The sequence below is a fragment of the Dokdonia genika genome (assembly GCF_042652845.1).
Lineage (GTDB): Bacteria > Bacteroidota > Bacteroidia > Flavobacteriales > Flavobacteriaceae > Dokdonia > Dokdonia donghaensis.
Genome location: NZ_JBHSHB010000007.1, coordinates 606,266 through 623,422 on the forward strand (window position 1 = coordinate 606,266; position 17,157 = coordinate 623,422).

The 17,157-nt window shown below is 37.8% G+C and carries 16 protein-coding genes; 10 read left to right on the forward strand and 6 right to left on the reverse strand.

Annotated elements, in window-relative coordinates; genetic code table 11:
- Positions 1 to 27: 27 nt before the first annotated feature.
- Together ACFO5T_RS03680 and ACFO5T_RS03685 are read right to left on the reverse strand one after the other, a co-directional pair.
- Positions 28 to 912: an NAD kinase gene (locus ACFO5T_RS03680; RefSeq protein ID WP_375252388.1), complete on the reverse strand. Its 885-nt coding sequence runs from the start codon at positions 910 to 912 to the stop codon at positions 28 to 30.
- A gap of 6 nt (positions 913 to 918) precedes the next feature.
- Positions 919 to 1,575, reverse strand: a complete 657-nt coding sequence (locus ACFO5T_RS03685; protein ID WP_035325779.1) for a CBS domain-containing protein — start codon at positions 1,573 to 1,575, stop codon at positions 919 to 921.
- Positions 1,576 to 1,653: 78 nt separating this feature from the next.
- On the opposite strand from ACFO5T_RS03685, the gene ACFO5T_RS03690 reads away from it, so the two are divergent.
- From ACFO5T_RS03690 to clpX, 8 genes are all read left to right on the forward strand, one after another.
- Positions 1,654 to 2,367, forward strand: coding sequence for a pyridoxine 5'-phosphate synthase (locus ACFO5T_RS03690; RefSeq protein WP_380032142.1), 714 nt, complete (start codon positions 1,654 to 1,656; stop codon positions 2,365 to 2,367).
- Positions 2,368 to 3,135: an alpha/beta fold hydrolase gene (locus ACFO5T_RS03695; protein ID WP_380032144.1), complete on the forward strand. Its 768-nt coding sequence runs from the start codon at positions 2,368 to 2,370 to the stop codon at positions 3,133 to 3,135.
- Positions 3,136 to 3,263: 128 nt separating this feature from the next.
- Positions 3,264 to 4,535, forward strand: a complete 1,272-nt coding sequence (locus tag ACFO5T_RS03700; protein ID WP_380032146.1) for an OmpP1/FadL family transporter — start codon at positions 3,264 to 3,266, stop codon at positions 4,533 to 4,535.
- Between the two features lie 10 nt (positions 4,536 to 4,545).
- Positions 4,546 to 6,129, forward strand: coding sequence for an SGNH/GDSL hydrolase family protein (locus ACFO5T_RS03705; protein ID WP_038597505.1), 1,584 nt, complete (start codon positions 4,546 to 4,548; stop codon positions 6,127 to 6,129).
- A gap of 112 nt (positions 6,130 to 6,241) precedes the next feature.
- The gene (locus tag ACFO5T_RS03710) at positions 6,242 to 6,586 is read left to right on the forward strand and encodes a phage holin family protein (protein ID WP_380032148.1); all 345 of its coding nucleotides are present in this window, start codon (positions 6,242 to 6,244) and stop codon (positions 6,584 to 6,586) included.
- 78 nt (positions 6,587 to 6,664) lie between these two features.
- Complete coding sequence (tig, locus tag ACFO5T_RS03715; RefSeq protein ID WP_380032150.1) at positions 6,665 to 7,987, forward strand: trigger factor; 1,323 nt, start codon at positions 6,665 to 6,667, stop codon at positions 7,985 to 7,987.
- Positions 7,988 to 8,076: 89 nt separating this feature from the next.
- Entirely contained in the window at positions 8,077 to 8,751 is a 675-nt protein-coding gene (gene clpP / locus ACFO5T_RS03720) for an ATP-dependent Clp endopeptidase proteolytic subunit ClpP (RefSeq protein WP_035325770.1), read from the forward strand.
- 51 nt (positions 8,752 to 8,802) lie between these two features.
- The gene (clpX, locus tag ACFO5T_RS03725) at positions 8,803 to 10,035 is read left to right on the forward strand and encodes an ATP-dependent Clp protease ATP-binding subunit ClpX (RefSeq protein ID WP_375252397.1); all 1,233 of its coding nucleotides are present in this window, start codon (positions 8,803 to 8,805) and stop codon (positions 10,033 to 10,035) included.
- 173 nt (positions 10,036 to 10,208) lie between these two features.
- On the opposite strand, the gene ACFO5T_RS03730 is transcribed toward clpX, so the two are convergent.
- Both ACFO5T_RS03730 and ACFO5T_RS03735 read right to left on the reverse strand, forming a co-directional pair.
- Positions 10,209 to 11,822 carry an OmpA family protein gene (locus ACFO5T_RS03730; RefSeq protein WP_380032153.1) on the reverse strand — a complete coding sequence of 538 codons (1,614 nt, stop codon included), beginning with the start codon at positions 11,820 to 11,822 and terminating at the stop codon, positions 10,209 to 10,211.
- A 159-nt stretch (positions 11,823 to 11,981) separates the two neighbouring features.
- A complete protein-coding gene (locus ACFO5T_RS03735) occupies positions 11,982 to 13,493 on the reverse strand; it encodes a GH3 auxin-responsive promoter family protein (protein WP_380032155.1) in 1,512 nt (503 codons plus the stop codon).
- A 101-nt stretch (positions 13,494 to 13,594) separates the two neighbouring features.
- On the opposite strand from ACFO5T_RS03735, the gene ACFO5T_RS03740 reads away from it, so the two are divergent.
- Positions 13,595 to 14,392: a DUF2797 domain-containing protein gene (locus ACFO5T_RS03740; RefSeq protein WP_380032157.1), complete on the forward strand. Its 798-nt coding sequence runs from the start codon at positions 13,595 to 13,597 to the stop codon at positions 14,390 to 14,392.
- On the opposite strand, the gene ACFO5T_RS03745 is transcribed toward ACFO5T_RS03740, so the two are convergent.
- Positions 14,385 to 14,999, reverse strand: coding sequence for a LysE family translocator (locus ACFO5T_RS03745; RefSeq protein ID WP_380032159.1), 615 nt, complete (start codon positions 14,997 to 14,999; stop codon positions 14,385 to 14,387). The genes ACFO5T_RS03740 and ACFO5T_RS03745 overlap by 8 nt on opposite strands.
- Before the next feature lie 49 nt (positions 15,000 to 15,048).
- A complete protein-coding gene (locus tag ACFO5T_RS03750) occupies positions 15,049 to 15,663 on the reverse strand; it encodes a LysE family transporter (RefSeq protein WP_380032161.1) in 615 nt (204 codons plus the stop codon).
- 176 nt (positions 15,664 to 15,839) lie between these two features.
- Between ACFO5T_RS03750 and der the strand changes: the two genes are divergently transcribed.
- The gene (der, locus tag ACFO5T_RS03755; RefSeq protein WP_298348874.1) at positions 15,840 to 17,147 is read left to right on the forward strand and encodes a ribosome biogenesis GTPase Der; all 1,308 of its coding nucleotides are present in this window, start codon (positions 15,840 to 15,842) and stop codon (positions 17,145 to 17,147) included.
- Positions 17,148 to 17,157 lie beyond the last annotated feature (10 nt).

Genomic DNA, 17,157 nt, shown 5'->3' on the forward strand with positions numbered 1-17,157 from the left:
AAAACAGCCTTTGTGCATAATTATTGTCTAGTTCCTTTTATCTTCTCCCCAGAGTAGCTTGTGTCTAAGTGTTTTTAGAAAGCTATCTCCTTCTAAACGAATGAGGCTTATCTTAAATGGGGCTTTTTGTAGCGTTATGATTGTTTCATTATCTACCGTAGCTATTCTTGAGTCAAGAGAGATAAGATGTTGATCTGCTCTTCCAGAGACGCTCAGTTCGATTGTGGTGTCATCTGGTATAACTAGTGGTCTTGCGTTAAGATTGTGAGGCGCTATGGGGGTGAGTATAATGCTTGATGTTTGTGGCGTGATTACTGGTCCTCCACAGCTTAGTGAGTAGCCTGTAGAGCCTGTAGGTGTGGCAACTATAAGACCATCTGCCCAGTAGTTTGTAAGATTCTCACCGTCTAATTTTGTAGTTACAGAAATCATAGAGGTGGTGTTTTTTCTACTTACAGTAATCTCGTTAAGTGCAAAGTTGAGTTCTCCTATGGGGTCTTTTTTGCTATTGGTAGTGACTTGTAGTAGGCTCCTTTTTGAGATGCTGTACTTGCCGGTAAGTATTTTTTCTATAGAAGCGGCGATGTCATTTTTCTTGATAGTGGCAAGAAAACCTAGTCGACCTGTGTTTATCCCTATTATAGGTATGTTAAGATCTCGTACATATGTAACAGTTTTTAGAATTGTACCGTCTCCACCTATGCTCACAAAAAGGTCGTAAGTGTTATCTAGTTCTCTAAAGGTAGAAAAGTGATTGTAGTCCTTCTCTATAGTGTCATTCTCGTGTATAAGTTTGAGAAAGTTTTTCTCTATAATAACTTCTATTTGCTTTTTGTCTAAAATATCTAGGAGCTGCTGGATGTATTGTCCTGCGGCCTCGTGGTAGAACTGACCGTATATACCAATTTTCATAGTTAGTTATATGTTTAAGTATTTCTCAAGGTATTGTGATCGCTCACGTAGGTCTGTAAGAAATGTATCTTCTTGATGACTTGAGACTATTATGTAGCTGTATCTTCTAAAAGCTGCTAGTATATCGTTAAAGTTTGACCTTCCTATTTTAAGAGAAATCTCTGCTACATCATTTTCTATTTTTGAGATAAACATCCCCCACAGTTTACCATCGTTAGACTCCACAATCTGGCTTATTTCGCTAAAAGAATAGTCCTGCACTCCTTTTTCAATTACAACTACGCTTCCAGGCTCACTTATAAATGGTGTGTTATTAAAGAAATTCATCACATCTTCAAGTTCATAATAACCAAGATAGGTGTTGTTTTCTCCAAGTACTGGCATAAGGTTGCAGCCATTTTGAGCAAAGGCTTCTAGTACGTCTAGCCAGTTAGTATCAAATCTTACAAAAAATTGCTCATACCCGTGGTTATAATCACTTATAGGGGTAGTTGCATCTAGGCAATGTGTATCATTCTCAGGGAGCGACCCTACATAAATCCCATCTCGCTCAATAGGCACGTGAGAGTACGTAGTTTGTGTAAAAATAGATTGTACCTCGCCTATATTCTCTTTTTCTGAGACAGGCTTTATGTCATTTATTATAAAATCTGTTAATGTCATAATGCAAAATAATGAAAAAATACCCGCCTAGCACTGGTCTCTTTGTATTTTTGTGACATCAAATAATATATGATAGCTATGACAAAATTAAGCGTAAATATTAACAAAGTAGCCACATTGCGTAATGCTAGAGGAGGGAATGTGCCAGATCTATTAAAGGTGGCAAGCGACCTTGAGAAAATGGGCGCGCAAGGAATAACCATACACCCTAGACCTGATGAGCGCCATATACGATATCAAGATGCTCGCGATCTAGTAGATGTGGTGACTACAGAGTTTAATATAGAAGGTAATCCTATTCAAAAATTTATAGATCTCGTACTAGAGACTAAACCTACACAAGTTACACTAGTGCCAGATACAGTAGATGCAATTACAAGTAATGCGGGATGGGATACAATAAAACATAAGGACTTTTTAAAGGAGGTTATAGCCGAATTTCAAAATGCAGGTATACGCACCTCAATCTTTGTTGACCCTGTATTAGAAATTATAGAAGGGGCAAAAGAAACAGGTGCAGATAGAATAGAATTGTATACAGAAGCTTATGCAGATGGTTATACCATAAATAAGGAGGAGGCTATAAAACCATATATCGCAGCAGCTTTTCTAGCTAGTGATCTAGGTATAGGCATTAATGCAGGACACGATCTTTCTCTAGATAATGTGGCATATTTTCATAACAGCATCCCAGATTTGCTAGAGGTTTCTATAGGCCACGCTCTTATGGCAGAGTCATTATATCTTGGTTTTGAGACCGTAGTAGCCTCTTATTTAGAAAAATTACAATAAATGATAGTACACTCAAATATTATAGGAGAGGGTGAGCCATTTGTGATTTTACACGGCTTTTTAGGTATGGGTGACAACTGGAAAACGCTGGCAAAACAATTTGCTGCAGATGGTTACCAAGTGCATCTTATAGACCAGCGCAATCACGGTCGAAGTTTTCATAGTGACACATTTAGCTACGAGGTGTTGGTAGAAGATCTAAAACTATATTGTGAAGAAAATGGACTTGATAAGATACACTTATTAGGTCACTCTATGGGAGGAAAAACAGCAATGCTCTTTGCGGTTACGTATCCAGCTATGGTAGATAAACTTATCATTGCAGATATAGGAGTTAAAGAATATCCACAGCATCACCAAACTATTTTAGAGGGGCTCACAGCGCTTTCAAATAATAGCGAAGCGATGTCTAGTAGGTCTGGAGCAGATCAATTTCTAGCAAATTATATATCAGACTTAGGGACGAGAATGTTTTTACTTAAAAATCTTTATTGGGTAGAAAAAGGAGTTTTAGGTTTACGTATGAACCTAGCGGCTCTTATTCAAAATATTGAAGAAATAGGAAAGCCCTTACCACTGGGCGCAACTTATAACGATGCTACTTTATTCCTTAGAGGAGATAAATCTAATTACATCCTCGAGGAAGATAAAAATGGGATTTATAACGCTTTCGCGAAAGCGCAAATCAAGACAATTTCTAATGCGGGTCACTGGCTTCACGCAGAAAATCCTAAAGATTTTTATAAAGAAGTGATAAATTTTTTATAGTATTGTCAATCACAAAAAGCTATGTATGCATAGTAAATGTGTAAAAAATCAAAGTTTCCTTTATAAATAGCTTATTTTTGAAGGTACATTTTTACGAATAACACAATTCCCATAACCTAAATTAAATTATGAAAAAAGTATTAAGTGTCATTGTTCTGCTACTTGTTTGTGCAGTGACGTACGCCGGAGGTTACCGAGTGAGTCTACAGGGACAACGAGGTCTAGCAATGGGTCACACAGGTGTGGCTTATGTAAACAGTGCTGAGATAGCATTCTTTAACCCAGGAGGCCTTGTGCACCTAGAAAGTAAACTAAGTATATCTGTAGGAGGCTTTGGAGTATTTTCTGATGTAAAGTACCAGAACACAGAGTTTGGAACATCTTCACAAACAGACAGCCCTACGGGAACGCCTCTATATTTATATGCAGCTTACAAGCTTAGCGAGAAGTCTTCTGTAGCGCTAGCAGTTTATACTCCGTATGGTAGTACAGTAGAGTATCCAACAGATTGGTCTGGATCGCACTTAGTAAATAGTATAGAACTATCTGCTATTTTTATACAGCCTATATTCTCTACAAAATTAACTGAAAATGTAAGTTTTGGAGGAGGACCGATTCTGGCTATAGGAGGTGTAAACTTTAATCGAAATCTTACAAGAACTTTAACAGACGAAAACGGAAATAGATCAAATGTAGAGGTTGATGCTTCTGGAGTAAAAGGATATGGTTTTTCTGTAGGTGGTTATGCTAAGTTTAGCGATAAGTGGTCTTTTGGTGTAAACTATAGATCTAGAATTGATATCGAGGTAGAGCAAGGAGAGGGTACAGCTACATTCTCAAATGTGCCTAACTCACCACTTGCACCTACTGTAAACGGAGATTTTGACTTTACAGCAACATTGCCATTACCAGCAGAGTGGACAGTGGGTGTCACTTACAAGCCTACAGATAAGTGGGTTCTTAACGCAGATGTAAATTATGCAGAGTGGGATATATACAACTCTCTTGATCTTAATTTCTTAAATCCTGATGGATCTGTAGCACTAGAGTCTATTAACCCAAGAAACTACCAAAACGCTTGGACATTACGCCTAGGAGCAGAGTATGCCGTAAGCGATAAGCTTGCTTTAAGAGGTGGTGCTTATTTTGACGAGTCTCCAGTACAAGAAGGATTCTTCTCTCCAGAAACTCCACGTAATGATTCTTTTGGTTTTACAGGAGGATTCTCTTATAACGTAACACAGAAGCTCGCTATAGATGCTTCTTTCTTATACTTAGCCTTTAGAGAGGTAGATGCTTCTTATGATGCATATACAGAAAGTGGTGTTGAAGCCCCATTTGCGGGAACGTATAGATCAAGTGCATTTGCACCAGGTTTAGGATTAAGCTACAAATTATAAAATTACAGCAATGAAAAAATATTTTAATTATATCGCACTTCCTGCGCTTGCACTTGGCCTTGTTGCTTGTGAGCCAGAATTTGAAAATGAAATTGAGGATGGAACAGTATACACAAATGGAGAAGCAAACTTTTCTTCATATGTGGCTGTAGGTAACTCGCTTACTGCAGGTTTTGCAGATGGAGCACTTTATATAACTGGTCAAGAAAACTCATACCCTAACATTATGGCGCAGCAGTTTGCGCTTGCAGGTGGAGGTGAGTTTACACAGCCATTAGTAAGTGATAACCTAGGAGGGTTAACACTAGGAGGTACTCAAATTGCAAATAACCGCTTTGTACTTGCGACAGATGCAAATGGTAATCCAGGACCAGCAGTATTATCTGGAACTCCTACTACAGAAATTACAAATGTTGTAACGGGACCTTTTAACAATGTGGGTGTACCAGGTGCAAAGAGTTTTCACCTTGTGGCGCCAGGTTATGGTAATGTAGCTGGAGTACCTACAGGACAGGCAAACCCATATTTTGCAAGATTTGCATCAGAGGCTAATGCTACAGTTATGGGAGATGCACTTGCGGCAAACCCATCATTTTTCTCTTTATGGATAGGTAACAATGATATTTTAGGTTTTGCAACATCAGGTGGTGCTGGTGTAGATCAGACAGGAAACTTTGATCCTACTACATACGGTCCTAATGACATTACAGACCCTAACGTTTTTGCTAGTGTGTATTCTCAAGAAGTTGGACTTCTAGTAGGTTCTGGAGCACAAGGAGCACTTGTAAATATTCCAGATGTAACATCTATTCCTTTCTTTACTACGGTACCATCTCAGTCTATTCCTTTAGACGCAGGTACTGCGGCTACTCTTAATGCAGCATTTGCAGCATATAACACTCAAGTGTTACCAGGTCTAGCATCTTTTGGAATCATCACTGCAGAAGAGGCTGCTGCTCGTCAAATCACATTTGCCGAAGGAGCAAACTTTATCACGATACAAGATGAAGACCTTACAGATATTTCTGCAATAGTACAAGGACCTCCTTTTAACTTAGATCCTATTACTGCGGGATTATTATCTCAATTACGCCAGACTACAAATGATGATCTAGTGCCACTTACTACAGCGGGAGTGCTTGGAACTACAGATCAAGATTTCTTAAATCTATTAGTTTCTTTAGGAATCCCTGCAGAGCAGGCTGCACTACAGGCTATAAATGGAGTGTCACGTCCTTTACAAGACCAGTTTGTACTTACCTCACAAGAGCAAGAGCTTATCACGGCAGCACAAACACAGTACAATGCCACTATACAAGCACTTGCGCAGGCAAATGATCTTGCTTTTGTAGATGCACGTTCTGCATTACAAGTGGTTGCAAATGGTGGTGTTTCTTTTAACGGTGGAGTGCTTACCTCAGACTTTGTAACTGGAGGGGCTTTCTCTCTAGATGGTGTACACCCTACACCTAGAGGTTATGCATTTACTGCAAACGCTATTATAGATGCAATAAATGATCAGTATGGTTCTACAATACCAGGAGTAGATATCGGTTCTTATGCAACAGTAGCTATAAGCAACGATGTAAACTAAGTTTTACAACCTACATACTATATAGTAAAAGCGCCTTTTTATAAAAGGCGTTTTTTTTATGTGTAAATTTATGCTTTCGCGAAAGCGTGTTTAACCTATAAAACAACCTATTATGAATACAATTATTAAAATATTGCTTACGGCGGTTGCTGTGGTCGTGCTTTCAAAGTTTTTGCCAGGTGTAACGGTAGATGGTTTTGTGACTGCTATCATTGTTGCAGTAGTGCTCGCGTTACTTAAATTTATAGTAAGGCCTATACTTGTGATACTTACTCTGCCAGTTACAATCGTGACATTCGGACTGTTTTTATTTGTCATAAATGCCATTATCATATTAATAGCAGATTATTTTGTGGGAGGTTTTTCTGTAAGTGGCGTTTGGATAGCACTCCTCTTTAGTATTTTACTCAGTATTTTTCAGAGCATATTATTCTCGCTACTTAAAGATGATAAGTAAGAGGACGTTAAGCACTTATTAAAAGATTGTTGGAGTTGTAAAAATATCGTATTTTTGCGCCCTCAAAATTACATTATAATGAATATTACAAAAGAGCAAATAGACGACCTTAACGCAGTAGTGAAGGTAGAAATCGTTAAGGATGACTATAACGAGAAGGTAGAGTCTATACTTAAGAACTATCGTAAAACAGCAAATATTCCTGGTTTTAGAAAAGGTCACGTGCCTATGGGAATGGTGAAGAAGCAATACGGGATGGCTGTGCGTGTAGATGAGGTAAATAAAATACTTCAAGAAGCTCTAGGTAAGTTCTTACAAGAGGAGAAGCTTGACGTGTTAGGTAATCCGCTTCCAAAAAATCAAGAAGATTTTAACTGGGATGCAGAAGATTATAACTTTGAGTTTGAGCTAGGAATGGCGCCTAAGTTTGATGTAAATCTTAAGCCTAAAAAAGCAATCACTAGCTATAAGATTAAGGTAGATGATAAAATGGTAGATAGTCAAGTAACTACTATTAGAAAACAATACGGGAAGTTAATCTCTCAAACAGAGGTTGCAAAAGACAGTGAAGTAACTGGAACATTTGCAAGTGAGAAAGCTGGTATAGATAACCAAGCTACTTTTGAGATAGAGCAACTTAAAGGGAAGAAAAATGTAGATGCATTTGTAGGAGCAAAACCTGGAGATGTAATTACGGTTAAGACTAAAAGTCTTTTCTCAGAGCCTGCAACATACCAAGCAGCATTAAAAATCTCTGAAGACGAAGCAAAAGACCTGAATGCAGAAGTTACTTTTACACTTACAGAAACAAACAAGCGTGAGCAAGCAGATCTTGATCAAGAGCTTTTTGATAAGTTATTCGGAAAGGACGTAGTAAAATCTGCGACAGAGCTTAAAGATAAAATAAAAGAAGATGGTGAGCGCCAGTTTACACAACAGAGCGACCAGCAACTTATGAATGACGTTACAGAGCGTCTTATTGATGAAACTAAGTTTGACCTACCTTCAGACTTCTTAGCTAGATGGATACAGTCTACAGGTGAGAAGCCTATGACAGAAGAAGAAGCAAAAGAAGAGTTTGCACGCTCTGAAAAAGGTTTAAGATGGCAGCTTATAGAGGGTAAAGTCGTTACAGAAAACGAACTTCAAGTAACATTTGACGAGCTTAAAGATTATTCTAAAGATATGATTAAAGCACAAATGATGCAGTACGGGCAAATGAACCCAGAAGAAAAAGAGCTTGATGATATCGCAGCACGTATACTTGGTAATCAAGAAGAAGTAAAGCGTCTTTCTGAGCAGCTTATGAATGTAAAAATGCTTACATTCTTTAAAGAAAATGTAAAACTTAAGGAAAAGGAAGTAACCTTTGACGAATTTGTTAAGGAAGTATACAATTAGAATACCTCCTAGATAATAAGTATCTTTAAAGCGTTTTACTAGACTAGGTAAAACGCTTTTTTATTAAAGAAAATATTGCTAGAATAGATATGGATTACGGAAAAGAATTTAAAAAATTTGCAATTAAAGATCAGGGTGTAAGCTCTAACTATTACGATAAAATCATAACGAGTATGCTTCCTCAGGGACTTACTCCTAACATTATAGAAGAGCGCCAGATGAATATCGCGATCTTTGACGTGTTCTCACGTTTAATGATGGATCGCATCATTTTCTTGGGTACTGGAATAAATGACCAGGTAGCAAACATTGTACAGGCACAGTTACTATTTTTAGAAAGTACAGATGCAAATAAAGACATCCAGATTTACATAAACTCACCAGGAGGAAGCGTGTATGCTGGCTTAGGTATTTATGATACAATGCAGTTTATAAAACCAGATGTTGCTACCATTTGTACAGGTATGGCAGCTTCTATGGGAGCCGTGTTGTTATGTGCTGGAGAAAAAGGAAAACGTAGCGGTTTACCACATAGCCGTGTGATGATACACCAGCCTATGGGTGGAGCACAAGGTCAAGCAAGTGATATAGAGATTACCGCAAAGGAAATCCTTACACTCAAGAAAGAGTTGTACGATATCATTGCAAAGCACTCAGGGCAAGATTATGATAAAGTATATAACGATAGTGATCGTGATTACTGGATGAAGGCAGATAAAGCACTTGAATACGGTATGATAGACGAAATTTTGAAGAGAGACTAATGAGTGGTACGCTTTCGCGAAAGCGTAATTCAAGTCAAAATAGTAAATAGAATGGCAAAGGAAGATTTAGAATGTTCATTTTGTGGCAGAAAAAAACCAGAGACTAACCTACTTATTGCGGGGCTAGATGCACACATATGTGATAGATGTATCGAGCAGGCTCACGGTATTGTTATAGAAGAGTCTAAGGATGTAGCTACAAATGATCTTGAAGGAGAACTCAAGTTAAAGAAACCACAAGAGATAAAGTCGTTTCTAGATGAGTATGTGATAGGTCAAGAATTTACAAAGAGAGTAATGTCTGTAGCGGTTTATAATCACTATAAGAGATTATTACAACCAGATACAGATGATGATATCGAGATCCAAAAAAGTAACATCGTGATGGTGGGACAAACGGGTACTGGTAAAACGCTAATAGCAAAAACAGTTGCGCGTATGCTTAACGTACCACTTGCTATTGTAGATGCAACGGTTCTTACGGAGGCTGGTTATGTAGGTGAAGATGTAGAGAGTATTTTAACTCGCTTGTTACAAGCAGCAGACTATAACCTAGAGAAAGCTCAACGCGGTATTGTCTTTATAGATGAGATAGATAAAATTGCTCGTAAGAGTGATAACCCATCTATTACTCGTGATGTAAGTGGTGAAGGTGTACAGCAAGCTTTATTAAAATTACTTGAAGGAACGGTAGTAAACGTACCGCCTAAGGGAGGACGAAAGCACCCAGACCAGAAGTTTATAGAAGTAAATACAGAGCATATCTTATTTATAGCTGGTGGAGCTTTTGACGGTATAGAGCGTCATATCTCTAAGCGTCTTAATATGCAGGCTATGGGATTTGTAGCAAGTAAAAGCGATGAGGCTCTGGAGAAGGATAATATGCTCAAGTATATTATACCTAAAGATCTAAAGGACTTTGGTCTTATACCAGAAATTATAGGTAGACTCCCTGTATTAACTCATATGAACCCGCTTGATGCAGGAACGCTTAGAGCAATCCTTACAGAGCCTAAAAATGCGATTATAAAGCAATATAAGAAGCTTTTTGCGATGGATGATATAGAGTTTAGCATTACAGATGATGCGCTAGATTATCTTGTTGATAAGGCTATAGAATATAAACTAGGAGCTAGAGGGCTACGTAGCTTATGTGAAGCTATCTTAACAGATGCAATGTTTGATTTGCCTAGCTCAGATGAGAAGTCACTTAATGTGACTAAAACCTACGCAGAGGGTAAACTAAATAAGTCTACGCTCAAGAAGCTTAAAGCCGCTTCATAGCCTTTAAAAGCATAATAAATTATATCAAAAGAAGTGTCCTTGTTAGGATGCTTCTTTTTTTGTTTTAAGCGTACCGTATAAACATAAAAAAAACAGCTATCGGTCCCCCAACTGATAGCTGCTTTACAATCATTACTTCTCATAGTGATTGCTATTTTAATTATGTACTAGAGTTACTCATTTGAAATAACTACAAACTCTATACGCCTGTTAAGTTCATTTTCTTGCGGAGTACACAATGTACAGTTTATAAGTAGTTGTTCTTCTCCAAAACCTTGAGACTGTAACCTATCTTTTGAAATTCCTTTGCTTAGTAGATAATTCATCGCTGAGGCAGCTCTTCGCATAGATAGTCTCTTGTTGTAGCTTGCGCTACCTTGTGCGTCTGTATGGGCATTAATAGCAATTTTAATAGATGGATTTGCCCTAAGCGTAGCCACCACTGTATTAAGAGTGATTGTTGAAACTTCTTTAATTCTATCACTATCAAGGTCAAACAGAATATTATCTATTTTTAGTATCGTTTTTTCTGCTGTTTTTGCAATAGGGGCTGGTGTGGCTCCAAGTATGAGATTTTTGACAAATATTTTATCCTCTTGAGCTGCTGTATTAAATGTCTCTCGAGTAGTTTCAAATCCATCTTTGTAAGCAATAACCGTATAGTTTACAAACCCTTCTACAGGAAAGTTATAACTACCATCTGTATTAGAACGTACACTTGCTACTTCTTCACCATAATCATCAAGTAGGGCAACAGAAGCATTTGCCAGTGCAATCTCTGTCTCTGCGTCTATAACTTTTCCTGCAACGCTAAGTGCTAGTATAGATTCTTCTATTTTATAAATATCATAACCTCCATTACCCCCATCTCTATTTGAGGTCATATAACCTATGTTCTCATTTGCCTGTATAAATGCAACTTCATCCTTTGGAGAGTTAATGGTGCTTCCTAAGTTTCTTGTAGAAACAAAACCAAGCTTAGATTTTCTTGACCTAAAGATGTCATAACCACCTTGGCTATCGTGTCCTTTTGAAGAGAAGTAAAGGTACTTGCCATCAAGAGACGTTTGTGGAAACTTCTCATCAAGAACCGTGTTTACACTACCCTCAATCCTTTCTGCTTTTCCTATAAGTTCATTGTCTTTTACTGCAATTCTAAAAATGTCAAAACCTCCTATAGCTTCTGGTTTATTTGAAGAGAAGTAAAGCCACTCGCCATTTCTGCTCAAATGAGGATTTTCAACAGAGTAATCCCCATTAACTGATAGTGCTGTGATGTTTATCCACTCACCTTCACGCTCTGGATTCATCTCTGCGCGATAAAGTTCAAAGCTTTGTGTATGATCTTCTTTGCTCTGTGTAAAATATAGGGTGTTGCCATCTTGAGAAAAGGCAAGGGTACCTAGATTGTCATTGCGATTTAAAATAGAAGAGAATAATAAAGGTCTTTTCAAGTCATAATCATAGGTGATGTCTGAGCAATATAACTTAGTATATGGTTCATTTGATATGGGATCCTTTTTTGCAAGACCACCTATTTTACGAGCAGAAAATGAAATAAATTTCTCTCTAAAGAAGCCTATGCCGTAGTCAGAATATTTTGAGTTAATACCAGTATTAAAGGTTTCAAACTTAAAACCATTATCACCGTAGAAGGATTTTTCTTCAGCACTATAATTTGCTACATTATCAGCAAGTGCAGTATAGGTTAATTGATCTTGACCTAGTGCTGTAAATGTGCAAAGCAATAAAGCCGTAACTGTAAAAAAAGTTAGCGTTGTTTTCATCTCCTTAATTATGATTCTGGGGAATCGCATTGCTCTAAATTAAGAGTGATATCCCTAAGAATAAAGTAAAAGCCTGACTTTTAGATAAGAAGGTGTTTTTTGCCGATGAGCGACTAAAAAAGCATAATTTTTCAAGTAGCTCCCTACGTGTTTTGGTAATTAATTGATATGTAGTAAAGCCTCTATAAAATCTCGTTTATTTGAAAGCCTCGGCACCTTATGTTGCCCCCCTAGTTTGTTATTTTCTCGTAGCCAGTCATAAAAGAGGTTTTCTCGCGCTGCGTGTATTTTTGGAGCATTAAGTGTGGTATTATTAAAACGTTTTGCCTGGTAGTCGCTATTTACCTCTTGTAGTGCAAGGTCAAGGAGTGTGTTGAAAGTGCTCATATCTCTTGGAGGATTTTTAAACTCTATAACCCACTCGTGTGCACCTTTTTCTTTTCCGTCCATAAAAATGGGTGCAGCAGTATAGTCTTTTATCTCGCAACCAGTCTCTTGTGTGGCTTTTTTAAGTGCCTGTTCTGCATTTTCGATGATAAGCTCTTCGCCAAAAACGTTAATGTGATGTTTTGTCCTACCAGTTACCTTAATTTTATATGGATTGGTCGAAGTAAAACGCACCGTATCACCTATTTTATATCTCCATAAACCAGCGTTTGTCGTAATAACAATAGCATAGTTTACACCAGCTTCTACCTCACTTAGAGGTATGATTTTTTGATCTAAAGTTCCGTAGGTGTTCATAGGGATAAACTCATAAAATATCCCGTAATCTAGCATAAGAAGCAACTCTTTTGAGTCATTCTGCCCTTGTATGGCAAAAAATCCTTCAGAGGCATTATAAATCTCATAATACTTAAAAGAGTCTGATGGAATGATTTTCTGGTATTGATTAAGATAAGGGTCAAAATTGACACCCCCGTGAAAGTAAACTTCTAAGTTAGGCCAGATGTCCAGTATACTATCTTTCCCCGTAGTTTCTAGTACATTGTTGAGTAGCACAAGCATCCACGATGGGACACCTGCAAGGCTGGTTACATCTTGCTGTATCGTCTCATCTACGATAGCTTGCATTTTTACCTCCCAGTCACTTAACAGGGAGATGTCGTGATTAGGAGTACTGCTAAATTCTGCCCAGAAAGGCATATTGTCTATAAGTATTGCAGAAAGGTCACCATATACAGTACCATTGTCTTGATATAGTTGCTTACTACCACCTAAGCGCAACCCCTTGCCAGAAAATAAGTGAGAACCTTCGTTATTATTGAGATACATACAGAGTAAATCTTTACTTGCTGCATAATGACAATCTTCTAGCGACTCTGGGCTTACGGGTATATACTTACTTCGTGCATTTGTAGTGCCGCTACTCTGTGCAAACCATTTTATAGGGGTAGGCCATAAGATGTTAGACTCTCCTTTACGACTTCTTTCTATATAAGCTTGATTCTCCTCATAAGAGGTGATGGGGATCGTCTGGGCAAAGTCATTATAACTACGTATAGATCTAAAATCATACTTTTTACCTATCTCGGTATCCTTTGCTTTATCGATAAGTTTTGCGCGCAATTCTTCCTGCACTTCGGCTGGGTATTTCATAAAAAGCTCCATCTGGTGAATGCGCTTTTTTAAGAACCAAGAAGCAATAGAATGCACTAAAGGGATCGGCATAAAGTTGGTATATTTACACGTGTGTGATAGGTTGTTTTTTTTGCTTTCGTGAAAGCTAATTTAACCTTTTTTATACAATGCAGTAATCAAAATTCTTATAAATGCAATACCAAGGTGTCCTCAAGAAAATGCAAACGGAGCATACAGATCCTATAAATTATTACCTCGTAATGGAAGGTGATTTTATACAGGTGAATCAGTTGCTTAATAAGAGACTGCATATCGAGTTTGTAAAATATGAGTGCCTTGCCTGTGGGGAGAATAAAAAGATTTTTAGACAAGGATATTGCTATGATGACTTTTATAAAGTACCTCAAGCTGCAGAGTGGATAATGAAACCAGAACTGTCTAAAGCGCATCTAGGAGAAGAAGATCGCGATCTCGCTTATGAGCAAAGTGTCCAACTACAACCGCACATTGTTTATCTAGCAAATTCTAGTAATGTAAAAGTAGGAGTAACTCGTAAAACCCAAGTACCTACAAGATGGATAGATCAAGGTGCACACGAGGCTATAGAAATTGTAGAAGTACCTAACCGCTACCTTGCAGGTATTACAGAGCTTGCGTTAAAGGAACACGTTTCTGACAAAACAAACTGGCGTAAAATGCTCAAAAATGATATAGAAGATGTAAATCTTAAGGAGCATCGAGAAATATTAAAACAATATATACCAGAAGAAGCAAAGCAATATTTCATCCCTACTAATGAGGAGACGCACGTTCACTTTCCTGTAGAGCGTTACCCAGAAAAACTTAAGACACTTAACTTAGATAAAACACCTGCATACGAGGGAACTCTTAAAGGCATAAAGGGGCAATACCTCATTTTTGAAGACGACACTGTTTTTAACGTACGTAGCTGGGAAGGTTATGTGGTGCGACTAGAGATCCTTAACTAACTACTAGTTTTACGAGCTGTATCACCGAGAGTACAATAAGTGTAATGCCTATATAACGATTAAGAGAATTAGGGCTCGAGGTAGACTTTTGTTTAATATGAGAGCCAAACTTGCTGTACATCAAGAGTGTGGCTATTTTACCAAAGAACACGCCTGCAAGCAATAAAATGGTCCATAGATAAGGATGGGGCCCGGCGCTGAGCATCCATTTACTTAGTAGTGAAAACACAACTACCCAATAGATTAAAACGGGAGGATTTATAAAGCTCAAAATAAAACCTACAAAATATTGAGATTGTTTTCTTGGTTTTGGATTTTTTTGAGAATGCTTCTTTACTATAAAATAGACGCCTACAAGGGCAAGTAAAAATGCAACGAGATATTGCACCCAGTAGTTCATAGAGATAAACTCTTGTAAAACCATCCCAAAGCTTAAAGCAGTAAGTGCAAGTAATGCCTCACCTAGACCAGCGCCATAGCTCAACTTTACAGCATCTTGATAAGACCCTTTTACTCGTGCCTTAATCACTGCAAGGTTTGATGCTCCTGGTGGCAGTGCACCTATAACTGTAGCTGTAAAGCCTATGAAGAAAGCAAGAATAATCATAAAGGATTAGTAGTTGTCTTACAGTAAAACTTACGCTATCTGCGCTTATTTATGCAGTAATAAGCTTTATGGATTGAAAGACTGCAGCACTTATAAGTACAATACCTATCACTATATTCATCTTATTTTCAAGATTAGAAAACTTCTTTGAAAAAAAATCACTCAGTCTTGCATATGCATAAAGCATCACAACTTTTCCTATTAGAACTCCCGCAAGAAAAGAGAGTATGACACTCCAAGGAGAGTTTTTACCTATAAATACATAGCTCGAAATAGAAGACAGCACGGCTACCCAAAAAATAAACATAGGGATGTTTAAAAAGCCAAGTAAGAAACCAGTGCCAAAGTTTTGATGCGCTTCATCTTCTGAAGTTTGTGAGCTGGTTTTTTTTAGAATAAGTAAGATACCAGCTAAGAGCATTAATACTACAAAAGCAATCTGTATCCATAAATAATCTTGGTAGAGCTTTTTTACTAAAAAACCAAAACTTATAGCAAACCCTGCTACAATAGTTTCGCCCAGTGCAGCTCCGTATGCAACAAACATCGCTTTAAATATGCTGCCGCCTGTAGCTTTTTTGAGTACAAGTAAATTAGTCGCGCTAGGGATAATTGTAGCGACTAGGGCAATCCCAAAACCAAGGAGTAGTAAGAGTAAAATCAATTAAAGTGTGTTATAAGGATGCAAAATTAAATTATAGACACCTAGTTCTCATTAAGTTTATCATATCATTAGCATTTTAAGTAATCCTTAGTCCATTATGTGACGATGTATTTACGTTGTTTACCATCTCTTTGTCCTTTTTAAAAGCCTATCTTTGCAGACCTAAAAATTTTACAATGAGTACCATAGTAGCTATTGTGGGGCGCCCTAATGTAGGGAAATCCACTTTTTTTAATCGGTTAGTACAACGTCGTGAGGCAATTGTTGATGCTGTGAGTGGTGTGACCAGAGATCGCCACTACGGAAAAACAGATTGGAATGGACGTGAGTTTACAGTCATAGATACTGGTGGATATGTTGTGGGAAGTGATGACATTTTTGAAGCAGAGATAGACAAGCAAGTAGAGCTTGCCATAGATGAGGCAGATGCTATTATCTTTATGGTAGATGTAGAGCACGGTATCACTGGGATGGATGAAGAGGTTGCAAACTTACTACGTAGATCTAAGAAGCCTATTTTTCTTGCTGTAAATAAAGTAGATAATAATAAACGTGCGGCAGATGCTGTAGAGTTTTATAATCTTGGTCTTGGTGATTTTTATACCATTGCTGCTACAAATGGTAGTGGTACAGGAGATCTTCTGGATGCTGTAGTTGAGGCATTACCAGAAAAAGAAGAAGAAAACGAAGAAGATGAGCTACCACGCTTTGCGGTAGTAGGTCGTCCTAATGCAGGTAAATCTTCTTTTATAAATGCATTAATAGGTGAGGAGCGTTATATCGTAACAGATATTGCAGGAACCACTCGTGATGCGATGGATACAAAGTACAATCGCTACGGTTTTGAATTTAACCTTGTAGACACGGCAGGTATACGTCGTAAGGCTAAGGTAAAAGAAGATCTTGAGTTTTACTCTGTGATGAGATCTGTACGTGCTATTGAGCACGCAGATGTTGTACTACTTGTAGTAGATGCAACAAGAGGCTTTGACGGCCAGGTGCAAAATATATTCTGGCTTGCAGAACGCAACAGAAAAGGAATAGTAATCTTAGTAAACAAGTGGGATCTTGTAGAAAAGAAGACTAACACAATGAAAGAATTTGAAAAGCACATTAGACAGCAGATAGAGCCATTTACAGATGTGCCTATTGTATTTATCTCTGTGCTTGAGAAACAGCGTATTTTTAAAGCTATTGAGACTGCCGTAAAAGTTTACGAGAGTAAAACAAAACGTATCAAGACCAGTGAGCTTAATGAGTTTTTCTTACCGCTAGTAGAGGCATTCCCTCCACCGGCTATTAAGGGTAAATATGTAAAAATCAAGTACTGTATGCAGCTACCTACACCACAACCACAGTTTGCGTTGTTCTGTAACCTGCCGCAATACCTTAAAGAAGGCTACAGAAGATTTTTAGAAAATAAGCTGCGAGCAGCTTACGACTTCTCTGGAGTGCCTATTTCTATTTACTTTAGAAAGAAGTAAAACCACTTTT

Coding starts and splice junctions, on each gene's coding strand:
- ACFO5T_RS03700 (WP_380032146.1), top strand. CDS start 3,264: ATGAAAAAAGTATTAAGTGTCATTGTTCTGCTACTTGTTTGTGCAGTG.
- clpX (WP_375252397.1), top strand. CDS start 8,803: ATGGCAAAGGAAGATTTAGAATGTTCATTTTGTGGCAGAAAAAAACCA.
- ACFO5T_RS03705 (WP_038597505.1), top strand. CDS start 4,546: ATGAAAAAATATTTTAATTATATCGCACTTCCTGCGCTTGCACTTGGC.
- ACFO5T_RS03710 (WP_380032148.1), top strand. CDS start 6,242: ATGAATACAATTATTAAAATATTGCTTACGGCGGTTGCTGTGGTCGTG.
- ACFO5T_RS03695 (WP_380032144.1), top strand. CDS start 2,368: ATGATAGTACACTCAAATATTATAGGAGAGGGTGAGCCATTTGTGATT.
- ACFO5T_RS03740 (WP_380032157.1), top strand. CDS start 13,595: ATGCAATACCAAGGTGTCCTCAAGAAAATGCAAACGGAGCATACAGAT.
- ACFO5T_RS03685 (WP_035325779.1), bottom strand. CDS start 1,575: ATGACATTAACAGATTTTATAATAAATGACATAAAGCCTGTCTCAGAA.
- clpP (WP_035325770.1), top strand. CDS start 8,077: ATGGATTACGGAAAAGAATTTAAAAAATTTGCAATTAAAGATCAGGGT.
- der (WP_298348874.1), top strand. CDS start 15,840: ATGAGTACCATAGTAGCTATTGTGGGGCGCCCTAATGTAGGGAAATCC.
- tig (WP_380032150.1), top strand. CDS start 6,665: ATGAATATTACAAAAGAGCAAATAGACGACCTTAACGCAGTAGTGAAG.
- ACFO5T_RS03735 (WP_380032155.1), bottom strand. CDS start 13,493: ATGCCGATCCCTTTAGTGCATTCTATTGCTTCTTGGTTCTTAAAAAAG.
- ACFO5T_RS03730 (WP_380032153.1), bottom strand. CDS start 11,822: ATGAAAACAACGCTAACTTTTTTTACAGTTACGGCTTTATTGCTTTGC.
- ACFO5T_RS03745 (WP_380032159.1), bottom strand. CDS start 14,999: ATGATTATTCTTGCTTTCTTCATAGGCTTTACAGCTACAGTTATAGGT.
- ACFO5T_RS03690 (WP_380032142.1), top strand. CDS start 1,654: ATGACAAAATTAAGCGTAAATATTAACAAAGTAGCCACATTGCGTAAT.
- ACFO5T_RS03680 (WP_375252388.1), bottom strand. CDS start 912: ATGAAAATTGGTATATACGGTCAGTTCTACCACGAGGCCGCAGGACAA.